Here is a 24,803-nt window from a genome sequence, read left to right as displayed (position 1 = left end):
GTGTCCTTAAAATTCGGTTTCAGTCAGCGCGAAGGCGTTAAACAGTGAAAGCATCTTGCAGCAGTTTTTCCTGCTGCTCGGCGTGCATCGACGCATAACCACACGCAGGTGCAGCAGAAGCATCACGACCGGCGTATTCAAGGCCCAGGGCCTTGTTATGGTTGCCGATGCTGCGACGCAGGTGATGCTGGCTGCTGTACCACGCGCCCTGGTTCATCGGTTCTTCCTGGCACCACACCACATTGGTGAGGTTGGTGTAAGGCGCGATGGCCTCCATCAGGTCGTCTTCCGGGAACGGGTAAAGCTGCTCGATACGCACGATGGCGATGTCTTCGCGGCCTTCGGCACGACGTTTTTCCAGCAGGTCGTAGTAGACCTTGCCGCTGCACAGGACCAGGCGAGTCACCTTGGCCGCGTCCAATGCATCGATTTCTGGAATCACGGTCTGGAACGAGCCTTCGGCCAGATCTTCCAGGGTCGAGATGGCCAATTTGTGACGCAACAGCGATTTCGGAGTCAGCACTACCAGCGGCTTGCGCAGCGGGCGGATCACCTGGCGACGCAGCAAGTGGTAGATCTGGGCCGGCGTAGTCGGTACGCACACCTGGATGTTGTGCTCGGCGCACAGCTGCAGGTAACGCTCCAGACGGGCCGAGGAGTGCTCCGGACCCTGACCTTCATAACCGTGTGGCAGCAGCATGGTCAGACCGCACAGGCGGCCCCACTTGTGCTCGCCGCTGGTGATGAACTGGTCGATAACCACCTGGGCACCGTTGGCGAAGTCGCCGAACTGGGCTTCCCAGATCACCAGCGCGTTAGGCGTGGTGGTGGAGTAGCCGTATTCGAACGCCAGCACGGCCTCTTCGGACAGGAACGAATCGTACAGGTCGAAACGTGGCTGGCCTTCGTACAGGTGCTTGAGCGGCACGTAGGTGCCCGCGTCTTTCTGGTTGTGCAATACCGCGTGACGGTGCGAGAACGTACCACGGCCGATGTCCTGGCCGGTCATGCGGATCGGGTGACCTTCGAACGCCAGGGTCGCGTATGCCATGGTTTCGGCATAACCCCAGTTGATCGGCAGGCCGCCGGCTTGCATCTTCTGACGGTCTTCGTAGATCTTCGCAACCTGGCGCTGTACGACGAAGCCTTCCGGGATTTCCAGCAGCTTGGCAGACAGTTCCTGCAGGGTTTTCAGATCGAACGAGGTGTCGTGACGCGCGGTCCAGGTGTGACCCAGGTACGGACGCCAGTCGACGAACAGCTCTTTGTTCGGCTCTTTGACCAGGCTCTTCACTACGTGCAGACCGTTGTCCAGCGCGTTGCGGTATTCATCGATCTTCGCCTGAACACGTGCATCGTCGACCACACCGGCCTTGATCAGGCTTTCGGCGTACAGCTCACGGGTGGTGCGCTGCTTGGTGATCTGCTGGTACATCAACGGCTGGGTGCCGCTTGGTTCGTCGGCTTCGTTGTGACCGCGACGGCGGTAGCAAACCAGGTCGATCACCACGTCACGCTTGAACTGCATGCGGTAGTCGACAGCCAGTTGGGTCACGAACAGCACGGCTTCCGGATCATCGCCATTCACATGGAGGATCGGTGCCTGGATCATCTTGGCAACGTCGGTGGCGTACTCGGTAGAGCGTGCGTCCAGCGGGTTGCTGATGGTGAAGCCGACTTGGTTGTTGATGACGATGTGAACCGTACCGCCGGTCTTGAAGCCGCGAGTCTGCGACATCTGGAACGTTTCCAGGACCACGCCTTGACCGGCGAATGCCGCGTCACCGTGGATGGAAATCGGCAGGACTTTTTCACCGGTCGCGTCGTTGCGACGATCCTGGCGCGCACGGACCGAACCCTCGACCACTGGAGAAACGATTTCCAGGTGGGATGGGTTGAAGGCCATGGCCAGGTGAACTTCACCGCCGGTGGTCATCACGTTGGACGAGAAGCCCTGGTGGTATTTAACGTCACCGGAACCCAGCTCGACCTTCTTCTTGCCTTCGAACTCGTCGAACAGTTCACGCGGGTTCTTGCCGAAGGTGTTGACCAACACGTTCAGACGACCACGGTGAGCCATGCCGATCACGATTTCCTTGGTGCCGTAGGAACCGGAACGCTGGATCAGCTCGTCGAGCATCGGGATCAGGCTTTCGCCGCCTTCCAGACCAAAACGCTTGGTACCTGGGTATTTGGTGCCCAGGTATTTTTCCAGGCCTTCGGCAGCGGTCACGCGCTCAAGCAGGTGGCTGCGTACGTCAGCGGACAATACCGGACGACCACGCACGCCTTCCAGACGATGCTGGAACCAGTGGCGTTGCTCGGAATCGGTGATGTGCGTGAACTCAGCGCCAATGGTGCGGCAATATGTCTGCTGCAACGCTTCGTGAATTTCGCGTAGGCTCGCTTCCTCTTTGCCGATGAACAGGTCTCCGGCACGGAAGGTCGTATCAAGATCGGCATTGGTCAAGCCGTAATGATTGATCGACAGGTCAGCAGGTGCAGGACGCTGCCAGAGCCCCAGCGGGTCAAGCTGGGCCGCCTGGTGGCCACGCATCCGGTAAGCCTGGATCAGTCGCAGTACTTCAACTTGCTTCTTCTCATGCTCACTGCTCACGCTGCCGGCGGAAACCGGTTGGGCGCGGCGCTGGTTCTTTGCCAGCAGCACAAATTGATCGCGAATTGTTGCATGCGATACATCGGTGGCAGCGTTGCCGTCTGAAGACAACGTCTGAAATTTGGTGCGCCATTCTTCTGGCACAGCGTTAGGGTCGTGCAGGTAGAGCTCATAAAGCTCTTCCACATAGGCAGCGTTACCACCTGAAAGATAGCCGCTGTTCCACATGCGCTGCATCACGCTTTCTTGCATGCTTGGTCACCCTCGATTTGGGGACACCACCGGCGAAAACACCGAGTTTGCTTGCAAAAGGCCAAGTGCAGCGACCAAAACAAGCCACTTAGGATCACGCTGATAGTTCGGGTACCAACCCGAATGCCCCTGCTTGTCTCATTTCTTCAAAATAAGAGCTGCGGCTTTGTAAGTCGCTGCTCAAGTTAAAACTACGGCGCCGGTTGAAGCCTGCGCCGCAGCATTTACGGGCACAACGGTCCTGCTTTGCTACAACGTCAGTTACACGCCGCTTTGCAGCAGCATGTTACGGATGTGACCAATGGCCTTAGTCGGGTTCAGGCCTTTGGGACATACGTTGACGCAGTTCATGATCCCGCGGCAGCGGAATACGCTGAACGGGTCATCCAGTGAAGCCAGACGCTCGGAGGTCTTGGTGTCACGGCTGTCTGCCAGGAAGCGGTACGCTTGCAGCAGGGCAGCTGGACCCAGGAATTTATCCGGGTTCCACCAGAAGGATGGGCAAGAAGTCGAGCAGCAAGCGCACAGGATGCACTCGTACAGACCGTCAAGTTTCTCACGCTCTTCCGGGGACTGCAGACGTTCGATGGCCGGAGCCGGCGTGTCGTTTTGCAGGAACGGCTTAACTTTCTCGTATTGCTTGTAGAAGATGCTCATATCGACAACCAAGTCACGGATAACCGGCAAACCTGGCAGCGGGCGAACGATCAGCTTGTTACCTTTAACCACGGCGGACAGCGGCGTGATGCACGCCAGGCCGTTTTTGCCGTTGATGTTCATGCCGTCGGAACCGCACACACCTTCACGGCAAGAGCGACGATAAGAGAAACCTTCGTCCTGCTCTTTGATCAGTGCCAACACATCCAGCACCATCAGGTCTTTACCACCGGTATCGACCTGGAATTCCTGCATGAACGGCGCAGCGTCCTGATCAGGGTTGTAGCGATAAACACTGACTTTCAACATGGCAGCCACCCTTAGTAAGTCCGAATCTTCGGTTCAAACGTCGGAACCGTCTTCGGCGAGAAGTTCACGGCACGCTTGGTTACGCGCTTGTCACCCGGGAAGTACAGGGTGTGGCACAACCAGTTTTCGTCGTCGCGATCTTCAAAGTCTTCACGGGCGTGGGCACCACGGGATTCTTTACGAACCTCGGCAGCGATTGCGGTCGCTTCGGCCACTTCCAGCAGGTTTTGCAGCTCAAGGGCTTCGATACGAGCGGTGTTGAACGCCTGGCTCTTATCGTTGATCTTGACGTTGGCGATGCGCTTGCGCAGGTCGGCCAGCTGGGCGATGCCCTTCTGCATGTACTCGCCGGTACGGAACACACCGAAGTAGTTCTGCATGCAGCTTTGCAGCTCGCGACGCAGGGTTGCTACGTCTTCGCCATCAGTACGCTCGTTCAGAGCGTTCAGACGCGCCAGGGCAGCTTCGATGTTGGCGTCGGTGGCGTCATCGTATTCGATGCCGTCGGTCAGCGCTTTTTCCAGGTGCAGGCCAGCAGCACGGCCGAATACCACCAGGTCGAGCAGCGAGTTGCCGCCCAGACGGTTGGCACCGTGAACCGATACGCAAGCCACTTCGCCTACCGCGAACAGGCCGTGGATGATCTCGTCTTCGCCTTCGGCGTTCTGGGTGATCGCCTGGCCATGAATGTTGGTCGGCACGCCGCCCATCATGTAGTGGCAAGTCGGAACAACCGGAACCGGAGCAACCACCGGGTCAACGTGAGCAAAGGTCTTGGACAGCTCGCAGATACCTGGCAGGCGGCTATGCAGGACTTCTTCGCCCAAGTGATCGAGCTTCAGCAGTACGTGGTCGCCATTCGGGCCACAGCCGTTGCCGGCGATGATCTCTTTAACCATCGAACGGGCCACAACGTCACGACCAGCAAGGTCTTTCGCGTTCGGAGCATAACGCTCCATGAAACGCTCGCCGTGCTTGTTGATCAGGTATCCACCTTCACCACGGCAACCTTCGGTAACCAGTACACCTGCGCCGGCGATGCCGGTCGGGTGGAACTGCCACATTTCGATGTCTTGCACCGGCACGCCGGCACGCAGTGCCATGCCAACGCCGTCGCCGGTGTTGATCAGGGCATTGGTGGTCGAAGCGTAGATACGGCCTGCACCGCCAGTCGCCAGCACGGTAGCCTTGGCGCGGATGTAGGTGGTTTCACCGGTTTCGATGCAGATCGCGATCACGCCGACGAACTCGCCTTGCGAGTTCTTCACCAGATCAACCGCGTAGTACTCGTTCAGGAACGTGGTACCGGCTTTCAGGTTGCCCTGATAAAGGGTGTGCAGCAGCGCGTGACCGGTACGGTCGGAAGCGGCGCAGGTACGGGCAGCCTGCCCGCCTTTACCGTAATCCTTCGACTGGCCGCCGAATGGACGCTGGTAGATACGACCCTGTTCGGTACGGGAGAACGGCAGACCCATGTGGTCCAGTTCGAACACCGCAGCCGGGCCTTCCTGACACATGTATTCGATAGCGTCCTGGTCACCGATATAGTCGGAACCCTTGACGGTATCGTACATGTGCCAGCGCCAGTCATCGTTCGGATCGGCGGAGGCGATGGCGCAGGTGATGCCACCCTGGGCCGATACGGTGTGGGAACGGGTCGGGAACACCTTGGTGATCACGGCAGTCTTGTGACCGCCCTGTGCCAGCTGCAGCGCAGCGCGCATGCCGGCACCGCCACCACCAATAATGATGGCGTCGAATGAAATAGTTGGAATGTTAGCCATGGATCAGATACCCCAAAGAATCTGCACACCCCAGACGAAGTAAGCGAACATCGCGACGCCGCAGACTGCCTGGAAGAGGAAACGTACTGCGGTCGCGGACTTGCCCAGCGCCATTGGCGTCAGGTAGTCGGTCGCGATGGTCCACATGCCGACCCAGGCGTGAGCGCCCAGGGCTACAAGGGCCAGCAGACTGAAGATTCGCATCGCATTATGGGAAAACAGGCCGTGCCATTGCTCATAGCTGATGCCTGGATTTGCGACGAGGTATCCGATCAGGAAGATGAAATAAGCCGCGAGAACGACCGCAGACACACGCTGTGCCATCCAGTCATAGAGGCCCGAACGCGAAAGGTTCGTAACGCTGGTTACCATATCCAAACTCCTGCCAGAACGATCAGCACCACGGAAATGGCGATGATGATTTTCGAGCCCAGGCGGCCGCCTTCCAGCGTCTCACCGATACCCGCATCCATGATCAAGTGGCGCACACCGGCTACCAGGTGATACAGCAGAGCGGACAGGAGGCCCCATGCTACGAACTTGGCCAGCGGGCTGGTCAAGCATGCCTTCACCTCGGCGTAACCTTCCTCGGAACCCAGGGATTTGCTCAATGCGTAAAGCATGATGCCCAAGCCCAGGAACAGGATGATGCCGGAAACACGGTGCAGGAACGACGTAACGCCGGTGATGGGGAGTTTGATGGTCCTTAGGTCTAGGTTTACAGGTCGTTGGCTATTCTTCACGGCTTTTTTTTCACACTGAAGAGCCCCTAACAATCAGGGCAAAGTTGTAGGGGAGTGCACTGGTCAGGTAGCACCACCCAGGGAGTGCGACCCCCAATGAAAGCAAGCCCAAAAGCCCTTGGCGGTCGGTGGCCGAGTATAGACAGTTAGGTTACTAATGACAACGCGCCTGCCTCACCCTAATAGCTGATTGCGCTGGCGGTATAAAAGGCGTAAATGGCAGGCAATTTCGAGGAAAAAGTACGGTTAAAGCCTTCTGGTGCAAGACTTTAGGCAAATTGACATCTGGATTTATATCAATATAGTGGTGCGGGCCCTGCGTGGGGGGTCTGTCTGATGATTTGAAGCATAAATAGGAGGCCACATGGCTGACAAAAAAGCGCAGTTGATCATCGAGGGCGCAGCCCCCGTCGAGCTGCCCATTTTAACCGGCACCGTTGGTCCCGATGTTATCGACGTACGGGGCCTGACGGCCACGGGCCGTTTTACATTCGACCCAGGCTTCATGTCGACCGCCTCTTGCGAGTCGAAGATCACCTACATCGATGGTGATAATGGCATTTTGCTGCATCGTGGCTACCCGATCGAGCAACTGGCCGAGAAATCGGACTACCTGGAAACCTGCTACCTGCTGCTAAATGGCGAACTGCCAACAGCCGAGCAGAAAGCCCAGTTCGTCAGCACCGTGAAGAACCACACCATGGTTCACGAGCAGTTGAAGACCTTCTTCAACGGCTTCCGTCGCGACGCCCACCCAATGGCCGTCATGTGCGGTGTGGTCGGCGCCCTGTCGGCCTTCTATCACGACTCCCTCGACATCAATAACCCGCAGCATCGCGAAATTTCCGCGATCCGCCTGGTTGCCAAGATGCCGACCCTGGCCGCAATGGTTTACAAGTACTCCATGGGTCAACCCATGATGTACCCGCGCAACGACCTGACGTACGCGGAAAACTTCCTGCACATGATGTTCAACACCCCGTGCGAGATCAAACCGATCAGCCCGACGCTCGCCAAGGCCATGGACCGGATCTTCATCCTCCACGCCGACCACGAGCAGAACGCATCGACCTCCACCGTGCGCCTGGCAGGCTCCTCGGGTGCCAACCCGTTCGCCTGTATCGCCGCCGGCATCGCCGCACTGTGGGGCCCCGCCCACGGCGGTGCGAACGAAGCCGTATTGACCATGCTCGATGAAATCGGCGATGTCTCGAACATCGACAAGTTCATCGCCAAGGCCAAGGACAAGAACGATCCGTTCAAGTTGATGGGCTTCGGTCACCGGGTCTACAAGAACCGCGACCCACGTGCCACCGTCATGAAGCAGACCTGCGACGAAGTGCTGAAGGAACTGGGCATCAACAACGATCCGCAACTCGAACTGGCCATGCGCCTGGAAGAGATCGCCCTGACCGACCCGTACTTCATCGAACGCTCGCTGTACCCGAACGTCGACTTCTACTCGGGGATCATCCTCAAGGCGATCGGCATTCCAACCAGCATGTTCACCGTGATCTTCGCCCTGGCGCGGACCGTGGGCTGGATCTCCCACTGGAAAGAAATGCTCTCCAGCCCGTACAAGATTGGCCGCCCGCGCCAGCTGTACACCGGCTACGAGTCGCGTGACATCACCAAGCTGGAAGATCGGCACTAAATCCCAGCCAAATAAAACGGCCTCTTGATGAGGCCGTTTTTTTTGGCTGGGATTTAGTGAGCGGCAAGCCGCAAGCCGCAAGCCGCAAGCAAAAAAATACCCCTGCCTCACAACAGGGGTACTTCTCTACACAACACTACTTCTAACTTGCAGCTTGTAGCTTAAAGCTTGCAACTGCCTCAATGATTAACCGCCCCACTCGCCCCCAGGCCAGTCTGCGAACGCACAAACTGCGGGAAGTACAGCGCACGCTCCTTCTCTGCCGCCGCCGACTTGTCGGTGATGGAGAAGAACCAGATGCCGATGAACGCAATGACCATCGAAAACAGCGCCGGGTACTCATAAGGGAAGATGGCTTTTTCATGGTGCAGGATCGAGACCCAGATGGTCGGACCGAGGATCATCAGGCCAACGGCACTGACCAGGCCCAACCAGCCGCCAATCATCGCGCCACGGGTGGTGAGGTTTTTCCAGTACATGGAAAGCAGCAACACCGGGAAGTTACAGCTGGCGGCAATGGAGAACGCCAGGCCAACCATAAACGCGATGTTCTGGCTTTCGAACAGGATACCCAGACCGATCGCCAATACACCCAAGGCCACGGTGGTGATCTTCGACACGCGAATCTCGTCTTTCTCGTTGGCCTTGCCTTTCTTGATCACGCTGGCGTACAGGTCATGGGACACCGCCGACGCACCGGCCAGGGTCAGGCCGGCAACCACCGCGAGGATGGTCGCGAACGCCACCGCCGAGATGAAGCCCAGGAAGATACTGCCACCCACCGCGTTGGCCAGGTGCACCGCCGCCATGTTGTTGCCACCGAGCAAGGCGCCTGCTGCATCCTTGAACGCCGGGTTGGTGCTGACCAGCAGGATCGCGCCGAAGCCGATGATGAAGGTCAGGATATAGAAGTAGCCAATGAAACCAGTGGCGTACAGCACGCTCTTACGCGCTTCCTTGGCGTCGCTTACGGTGAAGAAGCGCATCAGGATGTGCGGCAGGCCGGCGGTACCGAACATCAGTGCCAAGCCAAGGGAGAATGCCGAGATCGGGTCTTTCACCAAGCCGCCAGGGCTCATGATCGCTTCACCTTTCGGGTGAACCTTGATCGCCTCGGAGAACAGCACGTTGAAATCGAAGTTGACGTGCTTCATCACCATCAGTGCCATGAACGAGGCACCGGACAGCAGCAGCACTGCCTTGATGATCTGCACCCAGGTGGTCGCCAGCATGCCGCCGAACAGCACGTACATGCACATCAGGATGCCCACCAGGATCACCGCAACGTGGTAGTCCAGGCCGAACAACAGTTGGATCAGCTTGCCCGCACCCACCATCTGCGCGATCAGGTAGAACGCCACCACCACCAGCGAGCCACAGGCCGACAGGCTGCGGATCTGGGTTTGCCCGAGGCGGTAGGACGCCACGTCGGCAAAGGTGTACTTGCCCAAGTTACGCAGGCGCTCGGCGATCAGGAACAGAATGATCGGCCAGCCCACCAGGAAGCCGATCGAGTAGATCAGGCCATCGTAGCCGGAGGTGAACACCAGCGCGGAAATCCCCAGGAAGGACGCCGCCGACATGTAGTCACCGGCAATCGCCAGGCCATTCTGGAAACCGGTGATCTTGCCGCCGGCCGCATAGTAGTCGGCCGCCGATTTGTTGCGCTTGGACGCCCAGTAGGTGATGCACAGGGTGGCGCCGACAAACGCGACAAACATCACGATGGCCGACACGTTCAGGGGTTGCTTGTGCACTTCACCGGTCAATGCGTCCGCAGCCCAGAGGGCCGGAGCAAACAGCGAAGCGACGAATACTGCCAGTAGACGCCCGATCATTGCGCAGCCTCCTTGAGAATCGCATTGTTCAGGTCGTCGAATTCGCCATTGGCGCGGCGCACGTAGATGCCGGTCAGGACGAAGGCAGACACAATCAGCCCGACGCCCAGGGGAATACCCCAGGTAATCGAGGAACCGGGGCTGATCTTGGCCCCCAGCACTTGTGGCCCGTAGGCGATCAACAGGATGAAAGCGGAGTAAAGCCCGAGCATGATCGCCGAGAGAATCCAGGCGAATCGTTCCCTTTTTCTCACCAGCTCCTTGAAACGCGGGCTGTTTTGAATCGAGAGGTAAATGCTGTCGTTCATTGTTTTTATCCTCGCAGCACAGCTTTTTATTATTTTGGAACGTATCCACTGTATGCGGCTGCCGTAGAGGTTCCAGACGACCTTAGTCTTAGATCGAGTGTAGCGAGGGATTGTGTGAACGCAGGAGGATTTGCAAAGGGTCAAATAAGTGTGGGAGCGGGCTTGCCCGCGAAGGCGGCGTGTCAGTACCGAATCGATCGGCTGACACACTGCAATCGCGGGCAAGCCCGCTCCCACATCAGGTTGGCGGCGTGCTTGTTGCTACAGGTGAAGGGTTATTTAGCGGTCCACTCGGCAACACGCTCAGGGTGCTTGGCTACCCAGTCCTTGGCTGCTGCATCGGGCTTGGCGCCCTCTTGGATTGCCAGCATGACTTCGCCGATCTCATCCTTGGAGGCCCACTGGAATTTCTTCAGGAAGGCCGCGACTTCCGGCGCTTTCGCCTCCAGGCCCTTGCTGCCGATGCTGTTGACGGTCTCAGCAGCGCCATAAACGCCTTTTGGATCTTCCAGGAAACGCAGTTTCCACTTGGCAAACATCCAATGTGGCACCCAACCAGTGACCGCAATGGATTCCTGCTTGTCTTCGGCGCGGGTCAGTTCGGCGATCATCGCTGCGCCCGAGCTGGCTTGCAGTTTGTAATCGAGGCCGTACTGCTTGATGGCTTCGTCGGTCTTGAGCATCACGCCTGAACCGGCGTCGATGCCGACGATCTTGTTCTTGAAGGTGGTGTCGGTCTTGAGGTCTTCGATGGACTTGGCTTTCACATACTCCGGCACGATCAGGCCGATTTTTGCATCCTTGAAGTTGGGGCCGTAGTCGACCACCTTGTCCTTGTTCTTGGCCCAGTACTCACCGTGGGTCACTGGCAGCCAGGCGGAGAGCATGGCGTCGAGTTTGCCGGTAGCCACACCCTGCCACATGATCCCGGTGGCGACCGCTTGCAGTTTCACGTCATAACCGAGCTTGGCCTTGATCACCTCTGCCGCCACGTGGGTGGTGGCAACGCTGTCGGACCAGCCGTCCACGTAACCGATGCTCAGGGTTTTGCTGTCGGCGCTGGCCAGTGTGGAGCTCATCGCAACTACCAGAGTGGCAGCTGCGCCCAAGAGTCGTCGCATCTTCATCGTACTTCCCCGAAAGTGCTGCGCCCGGCGGATGCCGAGCGACGTCAACCTGTTGTTATGTGGTGCGCCGCGCTCCCATCACGCGCATCGATCCGGCTGCTGCGGCGTCAGTGGAGTGCTGACACCTCGATCATCAACCCGTCGGGACTTGGAACCTGCTCTGTCAGCGACCTTACCCAAGCAAGAAACGACATCACAACGCCAGCAGGAGGCTTTGTAGGAAATGACGTCAAAATTCCGCCCGAACTTTGCATGTCAAAATCATGTGGCCCCACTGGGACCGGCCAAATCCGGGTAAGATGCGCGCCTTTGCTCTCCCAGATAAGCCGACCATGCCTGCGACTGCCCGCTTCCCTGCCCTACCCTATTTCTTCGCCTTGATCCTCGGCCTGCTGGCCCTGGTCGGTTACTGGTATGGCCTCGGCCGTCCCGTGGTGCTGCCGGATGTGGCCAGCGCCAGCCACAAGATGCAATGCGCGTCCTATACGCCGTTCGACAAGGACCAATCACCGTTCGACCAGCCGTTCAAGCTGCGCCCCGAACGCATGGACGCGGACCTCGCCTTGCTGGCCACCCGTTTTGAATGCATCCGCACCTACTCCATGACCGGCCTGGAAGCCCTGCCAGAGATGGCACGCAAGCATGGCCTGAAGGTCATGGCGGGCGCCTGGGTCAGCAGTGATCCCGTCGCGACCGAAAAGGAAATCAACGAACTGATCGCCTCGGCCAACGCCAACCCTGATGTCGTCACCGCGGTGATCGTTGGCAACGAGGCGCTGTTGCGCAAGGAAGTCACCGCCAAGCAGCTGGTGACGTTGATCCACACCGTCAAAAGCCAGATCAAGCAGCCGGTGACCTACGCCGATGTGTGGGAATTCTGGCTGCAACACCCGCAAATCGCCCCGGCAGTGGACTTCCTCACCATTCACCTGTTGCCCTATTGGGAAGATGATCCGTCCGGCATCGACCAGGCGCTCAAGCATGTCGGCGATGTGCGCCAGACCTTTGGCAACAAATTCGCGCCCAAGGATGTGCTGATCGGCGAAACCGGCTGGCCCAGCGAAGGGCGCCAGCGTGAAACCGCGGTGCCGAGCCGGGTCAACGAGGCCAAATTCATGCGCGGTTTTGTAGCCATGGCCGAGGCCAATGGCTGGCACTACAACCTGATCGAAGCGTTTGACCAACCGTGGAAACGCGCCAGTGAAGGTGCCGTGGGTGGCTATTGGGGCCTGTTCGATGCGGACCGCCAGGACAAGGGCATCCTCGCCGGGCCGGTGACCAACGTGCCGTACTGGCCGCTGTGGCTGGGCGTGGGCGGGCTGATCCTGCTGGGCACATTGGCACTGGGTGGCCGCGTGCGCAGCGCGCGTGCCGCGCTTGCCCTGCCGCTGCTGGGCGCGGTGGCGGCCTGTTCCATCGGGACGTGGGCCGAACTCACCCGCGTCACTGCACGCTTTGGTGATGAATGGGTGTGGGCCGGCTTGCTGGTGCTGCTGAACCTGCTGGTACTGGCCCACGCCGCCCTGGCCTTGAGTGCCCGGGACAGTTGGCGTGAACGGGCGTTCAACTGGCTGGAGCAACGTGCGGGCTGGCTAGTGGCGATTGCCGGTTTTGCGGGGGCCGTGATGATGCTGGCGTTGGTGTTTGACCCGCGTTATCGCAGCTTCCCGAGTGCGGCGCTGGTGTTGCCGGCGTTGGTTTACCTGGTGCGTCCGGTCACTGGTCCGCGCCGGGAGATCGCCTTGCTGGCCTTCATCATTGGCGCCGGCGTTGCGCCGCAGTTGTACCGTGAGGGGCTGATGAACCAGCAGGCTTGGGGCTGGGCACTGGTCAGCGTATTGATGGTAGGGGCATTGTGGCGCTGCTTGCGGGTGCGCAAGGCTTAAGAGCGCTATCGCAGCGATGCGGCGACCCGACAAGCCAGCTCCCACAGTTGACCGAGTACATCCTTTGGAATGCGCTCAAACGTGGGAGCTGGCTTGCCTGCGATGGGACCCTATCAGGCAACCCGAGGCTTCCTGACCAACCGCAACCCCGCAACCACCAGCGCAAACACCGCAAACGTGGTGTTGTACAACGCCAACGCCGGCAACCCGAACACCATCCCCAGCAACGCCAGCCACCAGCCCACGCGGCCCGGCACAAAAAATGCGACGAGCGACGCCACCAACGCCACCCAGCCCAGCACCTTGAAGTGGATCATCAAGCCCAGGTTCGAACGCAACTGGCACTCCCAGCGCCCGGCTTCGTCGGCGCAGATCCCCACCCAGCTGCCATCCTCCATAAAACCGTAGCGCGCGCCATAACTGGCGGCCAGCCATAGCGGCAGGGCAATAAGCAGCAGGATCAGCGGCAAACGACGGGACATGGGGGCACTCCGATAGGCAAAAACGGCGCTCAGCTTAATGCCCCGGCAGCCGTTAGCAAGGCGCATACACACAATTTGTGTCCATCAACGCGTGGCAAAGTGTATCGTCTGGCAACTATTACCCCGATTCCGACGTTATTTACCGACATTTCGTGCCGAGTGATGGCACTTCGGCGACAACGCGGTGGTCATAGCCTGCGAACTTCATTAAGCACGTTTCCTCTTAGGGATTTAGTCATGCTCCGTTCCTTGCGCTGTGCCGCCCTCTTGGGCAGCCTTTTTCTGAGTGCGTCAGCACTGGCGGTCGATATTGACCAAGCCAGCTATGGCTACCCTTTGACCAACCCGTTTGAAGCGACCATCGCCACCACCCCGCCCGACCTTCGGCCAAAACTGCCGAGCGACGACGAGATCAACCAGTCCGACTACACCCTGACGATGCGTCCCGAGCGCGAATTCAGCCTGCCCGACAACTTCTGGCCGGTAAAGAAGCTCACCTACCGCATCGCCAAGCAGGACCGCGCCGCACCGCTGATCTTCCTGATCGCCGGCACGGGTGCGCGGTTTGACAGCAGCATCAACGAATACCTGAAAAAACTGTATTACCAAGCCGGCTACCATGTGGTGCAGCTGTCGTCGCCGACCAGCTTCGACTTCATCAGCGCCGCCTCGCGCTTCGCCACCCCGGGGATCACCCAGGAAGACGCCGAAGACATGTACCGCGTGATGCAAGCCGTGCGTGCGCAAAACGCCTCCTTGCCGGTGACCGACTTCTACCTCACCGGCTACAGCCTCGGCGGCCTGGACGCGGCGTTCGTGGCCAAACTGGACGAGACCCGTCGCAGCTTCAACTTCAAGAAAGTCCTGTTGCTGAACCCGCCGGTCAACCTCTACACCTCGATCACCAACCTCGACAAGCTGGTACAGACCGAGGTGAAGGGCATCAACAACACCACCACCTTTTATGAATTGGTGCTGAGCAAGCTGACCCGCTACTTCCAGCAAAAGGGCTATATCGACCTCAACGACGCCCTGCTCTACGACTTCCAGCAATCCAAGCAGCACCTGACCAACGAACAGATGGCCATGCTGATCGGCACCTCGTTCCGCTTCTCGGCGGCCGATATTGCCTTTACCTCGGACCTGATCAACCGCCGCGGCCTGATCATCCCGCCGAAGTACCCGATCACCGAAGGCACCAGCCTCACGCCGTTCCTCAAGCGTGCGCTGCAATGCGACTTCGACTGCTACCTCACCGAACAAGTGATCCCGATGTGGCGCGCGCGTTCTGACGGCGGCAGCCTGCTGCAACTGGTTGACCAGGTCAGCCTGTACGCCCTCAAGGACTACCTGCACAACAGCAAGAAAATCGCGGTCATGCACAACGCCGACGACGTGATCCTCGGCCCTGGCGACCTGGGTTTCCTGCGTAAAACCTTCGGCGATCGCTTGACCGTCTACCCGCTGGGCGGCCACTGCGGCAACCTCAATTACCGCGTCAACGCCGACGCCATGCTGGAGTTCTTCCGTGGCTAAATATCTTCTGCTGCTCGCCGCCTTGATGTGTGCGGGCGTGGCCAATGCCGACAACAGCAAGGCCCACGAACCGACCAAGGTCGACGCCGATGGCTTCAAGGAGCCACTGTCCAAGCTCAAGTTCAACCCCGGCATGGACCAGCGTGAGTTCGAACGCTCGTCGCTGACCGCACTCAACGTCTACGACCCGCTGGAGGCCTGGAACCGTCGCGTGTACCACTTCAACTACCGCTTCGACCAATGGGTGTTCCTGCCCGTGGTCAACGGCTACACCTACGTGACCCCAAGCTTCTTGCGCACCGGCGTGAGCAACTTCTTCAACAACCTGGGTGACGTGCCCAACCTGTTGAACAGCCTGCTGCAACTCAAGGGCCATCGCTCCCTGGAAACCAGCGGGCGCCTGCTGCTCAACACCACCATCGGCATCGCCGGCCTGTGGGACCCGGCTACCGCCATGGGCCTGCCGCGCCAGAGCGAAGACTTCGGCCAGACCCTGGGTTTCTACGGCGTACCCGGCGGCGCGTACTTGGTTCTGCCGGTCTTCGGCCCGTCGAACCTGCGTGACACCACCGGCCTGATCGTCGACTACAGCGCCGAAAGCCAGATCAATTTCCTCAACGTGTCCGAAGTCAGCTCCAACCACCCGGAAATCTGGGCCCTGCGCGCGGTAGACAAGCGCTACCAGACCAGCTTCCGCTATGGGCAGATGAACTCACCGTTCGAATATGAAAAGGTGCGCTACATCTATACGGAATCACGCAAATTGCAGATCGCCGAGTAACCCGCCACAAAAAAGGCCATTCGAAAGAATGGCCTTTTTTTATGCCGCGACGCTCAAGCCTTCACGGTGTTCCAGAGCTTGCCCAGCACACTGACCACCGCCAGCACCACCGCCCCCGCGACAATCCCCGCCAGGCCATTGAGCAATACCGGCACCAACCACGCCACCCCACCCGCGCCCAGGCTGACGGTCTCGATCCAGTGATGCACCACCGGCACGCCATGGGTAAGGATGCCGCCGCCGACCAGGAACATCGCCGCCGTACCGATCACCGACAAGCTCTTCATCATGTATGGCGCCGCCCGCAGGATCGCGCCGCCGATGCTGCGCGCTGCTTGGCCTGGCTTTTGAGTGAGCCACAGGCCCAGGTCATCGAGCTTGACGATGCCGGCCACCAAGCCGTAAACCCCAATGGTCATGACGATGGCAATGCCCGACAGCACGATCACCTGCTGCATCAGCGGCGCATCCGCCACGGTACCAAGGGTGATGGCAATGATTTCGGCGGAGAGGATAAAGTCGGTGCGGATCGCGCCTTTGATCTTGTCCTTTTCGAACGCCACCAGATCGGTCGCCGGGTCCGCCACGGCTTCGACCAACTGCGCGTGCTCGGCCTGGTCTTGCGCCTTGCTGTGCAGGAATTTATGCGCGAGCTTCTCGAAGCCTTCAAAGCACAGGTAGGCGCCTCCGAGCATCAACAACGGCGTGACCGCCCACGGCGCGAACGCACTGATCAACAGCGCCGCGGGCACCAGGATCAACTTGTTGACGAACGACCCTTTCGCCACCGCCCACACCACGGGAATTTCCCGCTCGGCGCGCACACCGCTGACCTGCTGGGCGTTGAGCGCCAAGTCATCGCCGAGCACGCCGGCGGTTTTCTTGGCGGCCATTTTGGTCATCAACGCAACGTCATCGAGCACGGCGGCAATGTCGTCGATCAGTACCAGTAAGCTGCTGCCTGCCATGTTCCATTCCTCGGAAAAGTTTTGCCGAGGATAGGTGGCTGACAGGGTTATGGATAGTGGTACGGCGTCAACGCGGTACGGTCGATGTTTTGATCCAACCGTTGCAAGGCAGCGTCCAATGGGCACAACACCCCCACCGATGCCGTGATGCAGCCCTGAGTGCCGGTCATATCGGCATGCAGCGGCGGCTGGGCCCTTGTCAGCGGCGTCAACTGGCGAATCTGCTCCAAGGACTGGGCCTCGAACGCGACCCGCAGGAAGTAGCGTCCGCTCGAGAGCTGCTTGTAGCGTTCGAATTGCAGGCTGCCCACCGGCGGGATATTGCCCTCCAGGTAGTCGCCCAGGCTCCAGCGAAACCCGAGCAGCGTGCGCAGGTAGGAAATGTTGGTGTCATGGGCCACCAGCAGGGTGAAGCGTGTGTCGGGCGGCATCCCCAGGGGATCGTCCTTGGCCTGGGGCGTGCCTTGTCCGAGCGCCAGGGCAATCTGGTTCATCAGCTGCGAGCCGCCACGGCTGGCGATGTAAGGGCTGTCATTGATGAAGTCGTATTTGGCCTTGGTCAATGCCGTCAACTGGGACACTTGCCGCGCGCTGCGCCCGTGGCCAAACGCGACCTGGTCCAGCGGCAGGCCTTCGCTGTACTCCAGGCGGAACGTCTCGCCCAGGTTGGCCTGCGTGCCCAGGCCCTTGATCGCCAGCCGCCCATCTTCGTCCTGGGTCAATTGCCAGGGTTGCTCGGCGTAGCTGCATGGGGCGGAGCCCGCGCAGATCACGTTGCGCAGTTGTTGTTCCGCGTCCCGGTAGCGGGCCTGTGCGCCGGCGACGCTGCCGCCCATGCGGGCGAGCACGCTGTCTTCGGCACGTTGCGCGTCCAGGCGGGCAAAGGGCATTTTGTCGGCCTGGAACAATGCATCCTTGTCGCCCTGCACCACGCTAGGCTGCAGGCCACAGCCCGGAAACAACCCGTCGAGCAGCGCCAAGGCCGTAGCCTGGGTGCGCTGCAACGGGCTGGCGCGCACAAACACTTGCCCGGACGCCGGGCAACCATCGGGCAACAGGCCGGCGGAGCGCAAAACCTGGCCGCGATAGCGGCCCATTTCCACCGCCGCAGCGTAACCGTGACCGGTCAAATGCCCATCCGGCACCGACCAACGGGGTTGCGCACGGCCGGTGACCTTGGCCAGTTTCGCGCTGTCAGTGGGTGGACGCACGCCGTGACGGCTGACCTGCACCACCTTGTCCAGCACAAAGTCATCGGCGGGTGCCGCGTGGACCTGGAGTGAAATCAGGCTGGCCAGGACCAGCGGGGTGAATCTTACGAAGCAAGTGAACATAACGGTGTCCTGTGTCGGGTCTACGGATGGCCATCCCCGCCCGGAGCGAGCGGGAGTGGCCGCGCCGGGTCAGGGATAGCGGTAGGCCGTCAGCGCCGAGCGGTCGATGGCACGCCCCGTGCGCTCGACGAACTGCGCCATCGGACACAGGGTGCCGACCGAGGTGTGCCGGCAGCCCGGCTGATCGAAATCGGCCTGCAACGGTGGATGCTCCGGACTCAGGCGCTGCAAGGCACGTATCTGATCCATGCCCTGGGTGATGAACCGCGTGCGTACAAAGCGCTCGCCGGTCTGGGTGTCGCGGTAGCGCTCGAAGGCCAGGGTGCCGGTGGGCGGGATATTGCCTGGCTGGTACTCGCCCAACTGCCAGGTAAACCCGAGCATCGTACGCAAGTGCGAGATATTCGTGTCGTGAGCCACCAGCATCAGCAGGCGCGCCGCCGGCGGGTTGCCCAGCGGATCGTTTTTCTCCATCGGCGTGCCCTGCTCCAGGGCCAGCACAATCTGGTTCATCAACTGCGAGCCGCCACGGCTGGCAATGTACGGCGTGTCATTGATGAAGTCATATTTGGCCCGGTGCAGGCGCCCCAGGGCCGAGACTTGCGCGGCATCGCGGGCATGGCCGAAGGCGACATCGGCCAGGGGCATGCCTTCGCTGTATTGCAGGCGAATGGTCTCGGCCATCGACGACGCCTTGTCCAGCCCCTTGATCTTGAACCGGCCGCCATCGCCCTCCTTCAACACCCACGGCGTGTCGAAAAACGGACACGCCTTGCCCACTTCGCACACCGCGCTCTTCAGGCGCTCCAGGTCCGGGCGCAAGCGCTCCTGGGCGGCTTGCAGGTTACCGCCCAGGGCTTGCAGGATCTGCGCCTTGGCCATGGCCGGATCGAGTTTGGCGAACGGCATTTCGTCGGTCTGGAACAACGGGTCCGGCTGGGTGCGCGCCAGGGCTTTTTCGCCACAGCCAGGAAACATGCCATCCAGCAGCGCCGCCGCGGTAGAGCGCGTGCGTTGCTTGGGGCTGGCCACCGCGACCAGGCTGCCAGGTTGCGGACAGCCACTGGCCAACAGCCCGGCCTCCCGGTAATACGCCGCCTGCCAGGCGCCCATGTAACTGGCAGCCAGGTAGCCATGGCCGGTCAGCTCACCGTCCTGCACCAGCCAGGGGGTCCAGGCACGGCCGGTGGCCTTGACCAATTTGTCGGTATCGGTAGGCGAGCGCACGCCATGGCGGCTGACCTGCACGGCTTTTTCCAGCACATAGTGGTCGGTTTCGGACGCTTGGAGGCCGGTACACAGGGTCAGCGCAGCCAACGCCAGGCCCGTACGATTGAGTAGGGTCATATTCAGGTTCCTTGGATCAGAATTCGTAGGAGAAGCCCACGCGGTAGCGGGCCTGGCGCTGGTCAGTGTTCTTGTCGACATACACGTCGGCCACTTCCAGGTACGGAGTCAGGCGTTTGGTCAGTTTGTATTCGAATAACACCTTGTTGCTGTAGTTCTTGCGTGTGCCGTCGAACACAATCTGGTTGCTGTAAATCTGCTTACGCCCGACACCGACCGACAACAGGCCGAATTTATACTTGGCACCCAGCTCGACCGCATTGTCGTGCTTATCGGCCTTGCCCTCTTCGTCGTAGCGCGTGAGCTTGTGGTAATAGCCCGGCGTAATGGAGAACCGGTCGGTGATGGCATAAGACACTTTCAGCGCCGGCTTGTAGGATTTCTTATCCTTGCCGTCGGCATAGGTGAACTTGGGCTTGACCTTCCAGTGGGCCCCCAACTTGTGGCTGTACTTGACCTTGGCCTTGAGCTCGTCCTTGGTCAGGCGGGAAAACGCCTTGCCCGGCTGGCCGTCGCCGTCGGGAGCCGTGGCCATCACCGCTTCGAAGGAAAACGCCAAGCCATTGTCCAGGGCCTGGGTCAGCATCACCTTGTCCTTATGCTCTCGCTCGACTTCCGAATACTGGTGCTGGTAATCCAGTTCCAGTGCCTGGGTGGTGGTCGAGGCAATGACCAGGCCAATAAACGTATACCGCCTCAACGCTTTCTTATGCTGCCCAGCACTCAATTTCTTCATGTCTTCACCTGTTATTTTTATTGTGGATGGCACCACTGCGTCACTTTTCGAGCGCGCAGCGGTACCGCTTCCGACGACTCGGAACGGTTGAAAAAGGGATGATCAGTCTGTGAGCGGTTTATCGACCAACAGCCGCTGTGTTCGCTTGCGGCGATGGATTTGCCCGGAGAACAACGCGGTCATCAAGACCGAAATCAGCGAGGCACCCAGCCAGAACAACGACAGGGCGTGGAAGTCGTACAGCTTGCCGCCGTCCTGGGCCAGGGTGGTGCCATGCTCGATCAAGACCCCGGTAAGGATCTCCCCGGCGGCCGCACCGGCATAGCTGGCAATGCCGATCATGCCCAGCGCCGCACCGGCCGCGCTTTTGGCGGCGATATCCACGGCCATCAGGCCGCCGAGGAAACACAGCAGCGCGCCCATGGACAGGCCGAACAGCATCATGGCCATTGCATCCAGCCAGTAATGGCCGCCGGGCAGGAACAGGAACAGGCCCAACGAAGCGCTGTTCATCAAGCCGAACAACACCGCCAGGCCATGGCGCCGGCCGCCGAAAAAGCGATCGGAAACCAGCCCGCTCAGGCCCGTGCCGACAATGCCGAACACCCCGGTGATAGAGATCAGCGCCGAGGCTGACAACGTGTTGTAGCCCTTGGCGTTTTCCAGGAAAAACACCCCCCAGGAAATCACCGCATAGCGGCCGATATACATCAGGCAGGAGGCCAGGGCGAGCAACCACAGCGCAGGATTTTTCAGCAGTGCCAGTTGCGCGCCCCATTTGCCGATGGTCTTGGACACGGCGTCTTCGCGGCCGCCGTGCACTTCGGCAAAGCCTGCGCTTTGCGGTGAGTCAGCCATAAACAGGTAGATCAGCAATATGCCGAGTACGCCCATGGCAGTGGCGAGGAAATAACCATACTGCCAGCCCCAGGTGACGATCACGGCGGCGACGGCGATATACGTCAGTGCCTCGCCCAGGCTGTGGGCAATCGACCAGAAACCATAGAACGTGCCGCGGTCCTTGTCGGTATACCAGCGCGACAACGACACCACGCACGGCCCCACGCCCATGGACTGGGCCCAGCCGTTAAGGCCCCAGGCCAGGGTGAGGAGGATCGCATTGGTGGTCAGGCCCATGCAGGCGTTGACCACCGCACTGATCAGCAACCCAAGCATCATGAAGCGCCGCACGTTCGCATGGTCGGCCAGGAAACCGTTGACCAGCTTGCCCACCGCATAGGTGAAGAACAGCGCAGAACCGATCATGCCCAATTGGGTGGGAGTGAGCAGGTTCTGCCCCACCAGCGCCGGCTTGGCCACATTGAAGGACAGCCGACACACGTAGAACAGCGCATAGCTCAGCGACATGGACAAAAAGGTCAGCCAGCGCACCCGGCGCAAACGTCGCCCGTCAGGGTCGACCACCAATGGCTGCGCAGGCGCGGCGTGAAACAAGGACAGCAGGGATTTCATGGCGGACAGTCTCCTATTGTTATTATTCGCTGTACGTTGAAACGCAGAGGGTGAAACGCGCTCAAGCCTCCAGTGACGGGCCGATCAACCCGGCCAGTTGCGGGTACACCTGTGGACTGGCCACCAGCAGCGGGTTGCCGCCGAGCAAGCCATCGCCACGCAGGAAATCGCTGCAACGGCCACCGGCTTCACTCACCAGCACCAGCCCTGCGGCACAATCCCAGCTGTTGATATGGGTTTCGTAGTAGCCCACCAAGCGCCCAGCCGCGACGTAAGCGATCATCAGCGCGCCGGAGCCATTGCGGATAAACATGCCGCCGCCGGTCAGCAGACCGGAGAGAAACGGGATGAAATGCTCGCTGCCGCGCCGATGGGAGGTGCCCACGCCGGTTACGCCGTAGCGGATATCCGCCGCCGCGCTGACCCGGATCGGCGTGTCATTCACATAGGCGCCCAGGCCGCGGCAGGCGTGGAACAGTTCGTTGTGATTGGCATCGGCCACAGCGCCGAGCCAGGGTTGGCCATCCACCAGCAAGCCGATGGACACACACCAGGTGTGCAGGCCGTTGACAAAGCAACTGGTGCCATCGATAGGGTCGACCACCCAGACACAACGTGCCTGCAAATCGGCGCGGCCCCCCTCTTCGCCCACAAAGCCATCGTCGGGAAACTGCTCGGCCAGGCGCTCCTTGATAAACACCTCCAACTCGCGGTCGGCGATGCTCACCACATCCTGGGGGACTGAATCCTTGTGTTCGACATCCAACTGCTCGCGCTTGCGGTAATACGCCATGCCACGCTGCGCGGCATCCATCGCCACCTGACGCGCCAGCGCGTAGCGCGCCGCCAGGTGATCACGGTCCAGTAACGTCTCTGCTTGCGTCATAAACAAGGCCTTCAGCATGGATTGCACACGTGTGCAAATGATCCGGAAAAAAAAAGTGAAGGCACGGCCCTTTGGATAGGCCAGCCACTCACCGCTTACTGCCCATACAACACGAAATAAATTTTCCCTTCAAGCAATTATTGAAATTTTATTTCTGAATTATCGTAGTGCCGCGCTGGATCAGGGTCACCGGCACCGGCTCGAACCGGGCGACCCGCGTGAAGTTTTCACCCCGTGCGACGATCGCGTCGACGGCGCGTTGCGCCAGTTCCACGTTGTCCTGGCGCACCGTGGTCAGGTCATAGGCCAGTTGCGCGGCCTGGGCGATGTCGTCAAAGCCGATGACCTGCACCTGTTGCGGCACCTGCAGGCGCAACGAAAAACGCAGGGCATCCATCACCCCCAGCGCCAGCATATCGGTTGCGCAGAAGATCCCGTCCGGCCCTTCCCCCTGGCTGAACAGCGCCGGCACCGCCTGCATTCCGCCCTGGTAACCCGGGGTCTCATTGACCACCGTCTGCGCCTGCACCCCCGCTTCGGCCAGACGCTCGGAAAACCCCAGCCAACGCTCGCGGCTGCTGAAGTTATGCGCGCCCTGGCCCACAAACGCCAGGCGCCGCGCACCGCCCTTGAGCAACGCATCGGCAGCCATACGCCCACCGGCACGGTTATCACTGCCCACCACTTCGGCCCCGGCCAGTTCATGGCCACGGTTGATCATCGCCACCGGAATCTGCCGGTCCAGGTAATGCCGGACCACCGACAACGGCGGCGAGGCCGAGGTAAGGATCACCCCGGCAATCTGGTAGCTGAGCAGCGCCTGCAATGACTGCTCAAGCTGGGCAGGGTCATCGGCGTTCATCAACAAGGGCATCAGGCCGCGACGGCTCAGGCTGTGGGCGATGGGACTCAAGAGGCTGGCCCGAAACGCGCTGTCGAACCCCGCCGTGACCACGCCGACGAAGTTGCTGCTGCCCTTGTTCATGGTGCGGGCAATCATATTGACCTGATACCCCAGGGCCTTGGCCGAGGCCAGCACCTTTTCCCGCGTGGCCGGAGCCACGCTGGCGCCCGGGGTGAACGTACGCGACACCGCCGAGCGCGAAACACCCGCATGCCGGGCCACATCCAAGGACGTAATCACGTTTTTTTCAGAGGAGTCCATCGGCCACTGCCCACTGCGAAAGAGCCGCTACGGTAATGGCAAACGCGGTACAGGGAAAGAGTGGCCAATGCCCATTCTTGAGGGCCTCACGAAGCCGGTGCTACTATGCCCGACCGCCTGTACTGGCAAGGAACCCCCAGGTTTATGAGCACCATTCGCGAGCGCAACAAAGAAAAGATCCTGCGGGCGGCGAGCGAGGAGTTCGCCGACAAGGGCTTCGCCGCGACCAAGACCAGCGACATTGCCGCCAAGGCCGGGCTGCCCAAGCCCAACGTCTATTACTACTTCAAGTCCAAGGACAACCTCTATCGCGAGGTGCTCGAAAGCATTATCGAGCCGATCCTGGCCGCCTCCACGCCGTTCAACCCGGACGGCGACCCCAAGGAAGTACTGAGCAACTACATCCGCTCAAAAATCTGCATCTCCCGTGATTTGCCATTTGCCTCCAAGGTCTTCGCCAGCGAAATCATGCACGGCGCCCCGCACCTCAGCGCCGACCAGATCGAGCAGTTGAACGCCCAGGCCAAGCACAACATCGAGTGCATCCAGAACTGGGTGGATCGCGGCCTGATCGCGGCGATTGACCCCAATCACCTGATGTTCAGCATTTGGGCAGCGACGCAGACCTATGCGGATTTTGACTGGCAGATCTCGGCAGTGACCGGCAAGGCCAAGCTGGATGAAGCGGATTATGAGGCGGCGGCGCAGACGATTATCCGGTTGGTGCTCAAGGGGTGTGAGCCGGGCTGATACACCGCGGTGCCTGTGCCATTCGCGAGCAAGCCCGCTCCCACAGGGGTTTTGTGCCAGACACACAATGTATGAACACCGCAAACCCCATGTGGGAGCGGGCTTGCTCGCGAAAGCGCCCGCCCAGACACATCCTGCCAAAAGCCTGCCAATCAGCATCAACCACCCAG

At 60.2% G+C, this 24,803-nt stretch carries 21 protein-coding genes; 5 read left to right on the top strand and 16 right to left on the bottom strand.

From position 1 onward, the window contains the following. Positions 1–37: 37 nt before the first annotated feature. From AC3ISR_RS09190 to sdhC, 5 genes are all read right to left on the bottom strand, one after another. The gene (locus AC3ISR_RS09190; RefSeq protein WP_192298823.1) at positions 38–2,869 is read right to left on the bottom strand and encodes a 2-oxoglutarate dehydrogenase E1 component; all 2,832 of its coding nucleotides are present in this window, start codon (positions 2,867–2,869) and stop codon (positions 38–40) included. Between the two features lie 261 nt (positions 2,870–3,130). Next, entirely contained in the window at positions 3,131–3,835 is a 705-nt protein-coding gene (locus tag AC3ISR_RS09185; protein WP_003172807.1) for a succinate dehydrogenase iron-sulfur subunit, read from the bottom strand. Positions 3,836–3,846: 11 nt separating this feature from the next. After that, the gene (sdhA, locus tag AC3ISR_RS09180; protein ID WP_192298822.1) at positions 3,847–5,619 is read right to left on the bottom strand and encodes a succinate dehydrogenase flavoprotein subunit; all 1,773 of its coding nucleotides are present in this window, start codon (positions 5,617–5,619) and stop codon (positions 3,847–3,849) included. Positions 5,620–5,622: 3 nt separating this feature from the next. After that, positions 5,623–5,991 carry a succinate dehydrogenase, hydrophobic membrane anchor protein gene (gene sdhD / locus AC3ISR_RS09175; RefSeq protein WP_016974690.1) on the bottom strand — a complete coding sequence of 123 codons (369 nt, stop codon included), beginning with the start codon at positions 5,989–5,991 and terminating at the stop codon, positions 5,623–5,625. Beyond that, the gene (sdhC, locus tag AC3ISR_RS09170) at positions 5,985–6,395 is read right to left on the bottom strand and encodes a succinate dehydrogenase, cytochrome b556 subunit (protein ID WP_177429371.1); all 411 of its coding nucleotides are present in this window, start codon (positions 6,393–6,395) and stop codon (positions 5,985–5,987) included. The genes sdhD and sdhC overlap by 7 nt, the downstream gene beginning before the upstream one ends. A gap of 331 nt (positions 6,396–6,726) precedes the next feature. On the opposite strand from sdhC, the gene gltA reads away from it, so the two are divergent. Then, complete coding sequence (gltA, locus tag AC3ISR_RS09165) at positions 6,727–8,016, top strand: citrate synthase (protein ID WP_192298821.1); 1,290 nt, start codon at positions 6,727–6,729, stop codon at positions 8,014–8,016. Positions 8,017–8,195: 179 nt separating this feature from the next. Here the strand turns inward: gltA and AC3ISR_RS09160 are convergent, their stop codons facing one another. The 3 genes from AC3ISR_RS09160 to AC3ISR_RS09150 form a co-directional block, all read right to left on the bottom strand. Beyond that, a complete protein-coding gene (locus AC3ISR_RS09160) occupies positions 8,196–9,854 on the bottom strand; it encodes a cation acetate symporter (RefSeq protein ID WP_192298820.1) in 1,659 nt (552 codons plus the stop codon). Beyond that, on the bottom strand, positions 9,851–10,162 hold the full coding sequence (locus AC3ISR_RS09155; RefSeq protein WP_192298819.1) for a DUF485 domain-containing protein: 312 nt from the start codon (positions 10,160–10,162) through the stop codon (positions 9,851–9,853). Before AC3ISR_RS09155 ends, AC3ISR_RS09160 begins: the two co-directional genes overlap by 4 nt. 275 nt (positions 10,163–10,437) lie before the next feature. Next, positions 10,438–11,289 carry a glycine betaine ABC transporter substrate-binding protein gene (locus AC3ISR_RS09150; RefSeq protein WP_192298818.1) on the bottom strand — a complete coding sequence of 284 codons (852 nt, stop codon included), beginning with the start codon at positions 11,287–11,289 and terminating at the stop codon, positions 10,438–10,440. Positions 11,290–11,621: 332 nt separating this feature from the next. On the opposite strand from AC3ISR_RS09150, the gene AC3ISR_RS09145 reads away from it, so the two are divergent. After that, entirely contained in the window at positions 11,622–13,175 is a 1,554-nt protein-coding gene (locus AC3ISR_RS09145) for a glycoside hydrolase family 17 protein (RefSeq protein WP_463984313.1), read from the top strand. Between the two features lie 113 nt (positions 13,176–13,288). Here the strand turns inward: AC3ISR_RS09145 and AC3ISR_RS09140 are convergent, their stop codons facing one another. Further along, positions 13,289–13,657, bottom strand: a complete 369-nt coding sequence (locus tag AC3ISR_RS09140) for a hypothetical protein (RefSeq protein WP_192298816.1) — start codon at positions 13,655–13,657, stop codon at positions 13,289–13,291. A gap of 237 nt (positions 13,658–13,894) precedes the next feature. Here AC3ISR_RS09140 and AC3ISR_RS09135 point away from each other — a divergent pair, with 237 nt between their 5' ends. Both AC3ISR_RS09135 and AC3ISR_RS09130 read left to right on the top strand, forming a co-directional pair. Next, complete coding sequence (locus AC3ISR_RS09135; RefSeq protein ID WP_192298815.1) at positions 13,895–15,193, top strand: serine/threonine protein kinase; 1,299 nt, start codon at positions 13,895–13,897, stop codon at positions 15,191–15,193. After that, positions 15,186–15,974: an MlaA family lipoprotein gene (locus AC3ISR_RS09130; protein WP_192298814.1), complete on the top strand. Its 789-nt coding sequence runs from the start codon at positions 15,186–15,188 to the stop codon at positions 15,972–15,974. The genes AC3ISR_RS09135 and AC3ISR_RS09130 overlap by 8 nt, the downstream gene beginning before the upstream one ends. A 53-nt stretch (positions 15,975–16,027) precedes the next feature. Here the strand turns inward: AC3ISR_RS09130 and AC3ISR_RS09125 are convergent, their stop codons facing one another. The 7 genes from AC3ISR_RS09125 to AC3ISR_RS09095 all read right to left on the bottom strand — a co-directional run bounded on the left by AC3ISR_RS09125 (position 16,028) and on the right by AC3ISR_RS09095 (position 23,862). Then, entirely contained in the window at positions 16,028–16,942 is a 915-nt protein-coding gene (locus AC3ISR_RS09125; RefSeq protein ID WP_192298813.1) for a DUF808 domain-containing protein, read from the bottom strand. Positions 16,943–16,989: 47 nt separating this feature from the next. After that, on the bottom strand, positions 16,990–18,276 hold the full coding sequence (locus tag AC3ISR_RS09120; RefSeq protein WP_463984314.1) for a histidine-type phosphatase: 1,287 nt from the start codon (positions 18,274–18,276) through the stop codon (positions 16,990–16,992). Positions 18,277–18,345: 69 nt separating this feature from the next. Next, positions 18,346–19,623: a histidine-type phosphatase gene (locus AC3ISR_RS09115; protein WP_463984315.1), complete on the bottom strand. Its 1,278-nt coding sequence runs from the start codon at positions 19,621–19,623 to the stop codon at positions 18,346–18,348. Between the two features lie 16 nt (positions 19,624–19,639). Continuing rightward, positions 19,640–20,392: a porin gene (locus AC3ISR_RS09110; protein WP_329959603.1), complete on the bottom strand. Its 753-nt coding sequence runs from the start codon at positions 20,390–20,392 to the stop codon at positions 19,640–19,642. 69 nt (positions 20,393–20,461) lie between these two features. Next, a complete protein-coding gene (locus AC3ISR_RS09105; RefSeq protein WP_463984317.1) occupies positions 20,462–21,832 on the bottom strand; it encodes an MFS transporter in 1,371 nt (456 codons plus the stop codon). A 61-nt stretch (positions 21,833–21,893) separates the two neighbouring features. Beyond that, a complete protein-coding gene (locus tag AC3ISR_RS09100) occupies positions 21,894–22,718 on the bottom strand; it encodes an inositol monophosphatase family protein (RefSeq protein WP_463984318.1) in 825 nt (274 codons plus the stop codon). Positions 22,719–22,866: 148 nt separating this feature from the next. Next, on the bottom strand, positions 22,867–23,862 hold the full coding sequence (locus AC3ISR_RS09095; RefSeq protein WP_318652598.1) for a LacI family DNA-binding transcriptional regulator: 996 nt from the start codon (positions 23,860–23,862) through the stop codon (positions 22,867–22,869). A gap of 165 nt (positions 23,863–24,027) precedes the next feature. Between AC3ISR_RS09095 and AC3ISR_RS09090 the strand changes: the two genes are divergently transcribed. Beyond that, positions 24,028–24,633, top strand: a complete 606-nt coding sequence (locus AC3ISR_RS09090) for a TetR/AcrR family transcriptional regulator (protein ID WP_192298806.1) — start codon at positions 24,028–24,030, stop codon at positions 24,631–24,633. The last annotated feature ends 170 nt before the right edge of the window (positions 24,634–24,803 follow it).

The sequence above is a fragment of the Pseudomonas sp. GL_117 genome (assembly GCF_057835125.1).
Note: the sequence above shows the minus strand (reverse complement) of the source record. Positions and strands in the feature narration are given on the sequence as shown.

What these genes read in the sequence shown, in the direction of transcription:
- AC3ISR_RS09190 (WP_192298823.1), bottom strand. Translation starts at nt 2,869, where the DNA reads ATGCAAGAAAGCGTGATGCAGCGCATGTGGAACAGCGGCTATCTTTCA.
- AC3ISR_RS09185 (WP_003172807.1), bottom strand. Translation starts at nt 3,835, where the DNA reads ATGTTGAAAGTCAGTGTTTATCGCTACAACCCTGATCAGGACGCTGCG.
- sdhA (WP_192298822.1), bottom strand. Translation starts at nt 5,619, where the DNA reads ATGGCTAACATTCCAACTATTTCATTCGACGCCATCATTATTGGTGGT.
- sdhD (WP_016974690.1), bottom strand. Translation starts at nt 5,991, where the DNA reads ATGGTAACCAGCGTTACGAACCTTTCGCGTTCGGGCCTCTATGACTGG.
- gltA (WP_192298821.1), top strand. Translation starts at nt 6,727, where the DNA reads ATGGCTGACAAAAAAGCGCAGTTGATCATCGAGGGCGCAGCCCCCGTC.
- AC3ISR_RS09160 (WP_192298820.1), bottom strand. Translation starts at nt 9,854, where the DNA reads ATGATCGGGCGTCTACTGGCAGTATTCGTCGCTTCGCTGTTTGCTCCG.
- AC3ISR_RS09155 (WP_192298819.1), bottom strand. Translation starts at nt 10,162, where the DNA reads ATGAACGACAGCATTTACCTCTCGATTCAAAACAGCCCGCGTTTCAAG.
- AC3ISR_RS09150 (WP_192298818.1), bottom strand. Translation starts at nt 11,289, where the DNA reads ATGAAGATGCGACGACTCTTGGGCGCAGCTGCCACTCTGGTAGTTGCG.
- AC3ISR_RS09145 (WP_463984313.1), top strand. Translation starts at nt 11,622, where the DNA reads ATGCCTGCGACTGCCCGCTTCCCTGCCCTACCCTATTTCTTCGCCTTG.
- AC3ISR_RS09140 (WP_192298816.1), bottom strand. Translation starts at nt 13,657, where the DNA reads ATGTCCCGTCGTTTGCCGCTGATCCTGCTGCTTATTGCCCTGCCGCTA.
- AC3ISR_RS09135 (WP_192298815.1), top strand. Translation starts at nt 13,895, where the DNA reads ATGCTCCGTTCCTTGCGCTGTGCCGCCCTCTTGGGCAGCCTTTTTCTG.
- AC3ISR_RS09125 (WP_192298813.1), bottom strand. Translation starts at nt 16,942, where the DNA reads ATGGCAGGCAGCAGCTTACTGGTACTGATCGACGACATTGCCGCCGTG.
- AC3ISR_RS09120 (WP_463984314.1), bottom strand. Translation starts at nt 18,276, where the DNA reads ATGTTCACTTGCTTCGTAAGATTCACCCCGCTGGTCCTGGCCAGCCTG.
- AC3ISR_RS09115 (WP_463984315.1), bottom strand. Translation starts at nt 19,623, where the DNA reads ATGACCCTACTCAATCGTACGGGCCTGGCGTTGGCTGCGCTGACCCTG.
- AC3ISR_RS09105 (WP_463984317.1), bottom strand. Translation starts at nt 21,832, where the DNA reads ATGAAATCCCTGCTGTCCTTGTTTCACGCCGCGCCTGCGCAGCCATTG.
- AC3ISR_RS09100 (WP_463984318.1), bottom strand. Translation starts at nt 22,718, where the DNA reads ATGACGCAAGCAGAGACGTTACTGGACCGTGATCACCTGGCGGCGCGC.
- AC3ISR_RS09090 (WP_192298806.1), top strand. Translation starts at nt 24,028, where the DNA reads ATGAGCACCATTCGCGAGCGCAACAAAGAAAAGATCCTGCGGGCGGCG.